General features: G+C 68.1%; 4 protein-coding genes. 3 read left to right on the top strand and 1 reads right to left on the bottom strand.

The genetic code is table 11. The annotated features are described in order from the left end of the window. On the bottom strand, nucleotides 1-205 hold a 205-nt coding region (locus tag HGB10_11970; GenBank protein NTU72520.1), incomplete at its 3' end, for a hypothetical protein. Between the two features lie 98 nt (nucleotides 206-303). Here HGB10_11970 and HGB10_11965 point away from each other — a divergent pair. Genes HGB10_11965 through HGB10_11955 form a run of 3 tightly spaced genes read left to right on the top strand, consistent with a single transcriptional unit; the run spans nucleotide 304 to nucleotide 3,067 of the window. Then, a complete protein-coding gene (locus HGB10_11965) occupies nucleotides 304-657 on the top strand; it encodes a hypothetical protein (protein ID NTU72519.1) in 354 nt (117 codons plus the stop codon). Beyond that, nucleotides 654-1,457, top strand: coding sequence for an alpha/beta hydrolase (locus HGB10_11960; protein NTU72518.1), 804 nt, complete (start codon nucleotides 654-656; stop codon nucleotides 1,455-1,457). The genes HGB10_11965 and HGB10_11960 overlap by 4 nt, the downstream gene beginning before the upstream one ends. Beyond that, nucleotides 1,454-3,067 (top strand): UDP-N-acetylmuramoyl-tripeptide--D-alanyl-D-alanine ligase, encoded by a 1,614-nt coding sequence (locus HGB10_11955; protein NTU72517.1) that lies wholly within the window; start codon nucleotides 1,454-1,456, stop codon nucleotides 3,065-3,067. The genes HGB10_11960 and HGB10_11955 overlap by 4 nt, the downstream gene beginning before the upstream one ends. Nucleotides 3,068-3,261 lie beyond the last annotated feature (194 nt).

Genomic DNA, 3,261 nt, shown 5'->3' with positions numbered 1-3,261 from the left:
GCCGTGAGTTGAGCAGCGCCGTGCCACCGAGGACGGCGACGGCCACGATGACCAGCGCGGGTAGGCTGCTGCCAAGCACGGAGACCGCCCCGGCAGACAGCGCGATGACCGCGATCAGATCGGCCAGCCGCTCGCAGAAGACCACGGCCACGCCGCTCGCCATGGGAAGGCCCGCGAACTCGCGAGCCAGGTAGGCCTTGAGCACCTCGCCTACCTTGCCCGGCGTCACCGTGTGCGGCGCCGCCCAGTTCGCTTCATCAGATCCGTCGCGGCTGCCAAGCCGAGATCGGCTCGGGCTCGGCCATGGCGGCCGCAGCTGCCGTCGAGCTATCGGGCGGCACTCCGGCGCAAGCGGGACACGCGGCGTCACTCGCGCTCCAAGGACAGATGGGACTCGTGTGCGATCCAGTCGCCGGTCTCGTCGAAGTGCCGTGCGTCTACCGCAACGCCACGGGCGCGGCGGTCGCGCTTTCCGCTGCCGAGATGGCGCTTGCCGGCGTCGAGTTCCCGATCGCGTTCGATGAGGTCGTCGACGCCATGGGTCTTGTCGGCAGGTCGCTTCCTCCAACGCTTCGCGAAACCGCCCTCGGTGGGCTGGCAGTCACGCCCACCGGCAAGAACATGACCGCTTCCGTCGCCGAGCTGGATCTGCCGTGACGGTCGCAACCGCAGCCGGCGTGCGCATCAACTACGAGGTCGTGGGCGAAGGCCCCGCGGTCGTGCTGCTGCATGGCTGGGGTGGCTGCATCGCAAGCATGGGTCCCATCCGAGAGGCCCTGCGCGCCGACCACACTGTCATCACGTTCGATCTGCCCGGGTTCGGCGAGAGCGAACCGCCCAGTGAGGTCTGGGGCAGCGAGCAGTACGCGAAGTGCGTGGGCGAACTGCTCGCCGATGCCGGCTTCGACCAGCTGCTCTGCGTCATCGGCCACTCATTCGGCGGCAAGGTCGCGGCGTTCCTCGCGCTCGAGGGCTACGTGCGCGTCGACTCGCTCATGCTGGTCGGCACTCCGGGTGCTCGGCTTCCGCTCTCCGAGGAGACCCAGAAGCGCATCGCGCGCACCAAGCGCGCCAAGGCGTTCGCGGCCAAGCTCCCGAGCCCGATTCGCCGCGCTATTGAGGCGCGCTACGCGAAGCTGGGCTCGGAAGATTACCGAAACGCATCGGGCATCATGCGCAGCATTCTCGTGAAGACCGTCAACGAAGACATCCGCGAGTCCCTCACCGGCATCCACGTGCCCACGCTGCTCGTGTTCGGCGCGAACGACACCGCGACGCCGGTCGAGATCGGGCGGATCATGGAGGAGAAGATCAAGGGTAGCGGCCTGGTGATCATGAAGGACTCGGGCCACTTCCCCTACCTCGACGAGCAGGCCGCGTTCAACGCCGTGGCCAGAAGCTTCCTCGCATCGGTCGCCGCGTCCGGAATCGAAGATGACCGGGAGAGTGACCGATGACCCCGGCCGTCATCATCATCGCGCTCGCAGGAATCGCGGCCTGCATCAGCGCCGGCTTTCGCGCCGTCCACATACTGCAGCTCGAGGGCTACCGCATCGAGCGTTACCTGCGGCACTCATGGGAGGGCCTGACTCCGCGCTCGTTCGCCGAGACGGGCGTCGCGGTCGCGACCTTCGTTGTGGGCGGCGTCCTCACGTTTGTCGTGCCCGTACCCGCGGACATGGTGCTCGCCGGTCTCGCCGTCGCCGAGGCGGGCTGGCTCTCGTGGCGCATCTGGACGCGTCCGAGCAAGAAGCCGATCGTGCTCACCGCCCGCGTCTACCGCATCATCGCGATGTCGGCGCTGCTCGTTGTCGCGCTCGTCGCAATCAAGGTGTGGGGCGTCGACCTGCTCGGCATCAACCAGTGGCCGGGCCTCGAGGCGCTCACGTACTACGCGCTTGGCGCAGCGATCGCGCTGCTCATGCCGCTTATCGGCGTGTTGGCGCTGATCGTGCTCGAGCCGGTGGAAGCGAGCATGCGCAAGGGGTTCGTCGATAAGGCTCGCGCGCGCCTGCGCGCGGTGGACCCCATCGTCGTTGGCGTGGCGGGCAGCTACGGCAAGACCACCACGAAGGCCGCACTCGCCGCGGTGCTCGGGGCGAAGTACCGGGTGCTCGCGACGCCGGAGAGCTACAACACGCTGCTCGGCGTGACGCGCACGATCAACGAACAGCTCACGGACGACATCGAGGTATTCATCGTCGAGATGGGTGCGCGCCACCCCGGCGACATCGCCGCGATCTGCGGCCTCGTGTCGCCGACGATGGGCGTCATCACGCGACTGGGACCGCAGCATCTCGAGTACTTCAAGACCCCCGAGACGATCGTGCGCGCCAAGACCGAGCTCGCGAGGGCGCTGCCCGCCGACGGCGTCGCGATCGTGGATGCCGACGGCTACAGCGACTTCTCGGCGGTGGACTGGCCCGCACGCACCGTGCGCGTCTCGGCGAGGGAGGACTCCAGCGCCGAAGCGGTGCTCGGCGACATCGCGGTCGGCGGCGAAGGCACATCGTTCAGCGTGACTCGCACCGACGGCTCGCGCATCGAGGCGACGACCCGGCTGCTAGGGCGGCACGCGGCATTCAACTCCGGCCTGGCCGTGGTGGCCGGCCTCGAGCTCGGCGTCGACCCCATCGCGATCGGCAGCGGACTGGCGCTCTTGGCGCCGGTGTCGCATCGGCTCGAGATCGTCCGCAACGACTCGGTCGTCGTCATCGACGACGCGTTCAGCTCTAACCCCGACGGCTTCGCGGCCGCGCTCGAGGTGCTGGGCTCGTTCCCCGGACGCCGCATCCTCATCACGCCCGGCATGATCGAGTTGGGCGAGCAGGCCGTCCCCGCCCACATCAAAGTCGCGACACTCGCTACCGAGTCGTGCGACATCGTCATCCTCGTGGGCCGCGCCTACCCCGCCGAGTTCGCGCAGACGCTGCGCGATGCGGGCTTTGGCGAGACGAAGCTCTTCATCGCCGCATCACTCGCCGAGGCGACCGAGATTCTCGGGCATCTGCTGCAAGCCGGCGACGTGGTGCTCTTCGAGAACGACCTCCCCGACAACTTCGGGTAGAGGCCGCAACCCCTCGTGCGGCGCCATCAGGCGCTGTTTCGCCATGCGCTTCCTGCGGGAATAGACAGTTTGCAGGCGGCTATCTGGGGATGTCGTTGGGGACACACGTGCCTGCGTGTGAGACGTCCGCACTGAGAGGGGTTTCACATGCTGGTCACAGGCCGTTCTTCGCGCGCGCCGTTGTCGCCGGGGAG

The organism is Coriobacteriia bacterium, assembly GCA_013334745.1.
Classification (GTDB): domain Bacteria; phylum Actinomycetota; class Coriobacteriia; order Anaerosomatales; family JAAXUF01; genus JAAXWY01.
This window is presented reverse-complemented; position numbering and strand designations above follow the sequence as displayed.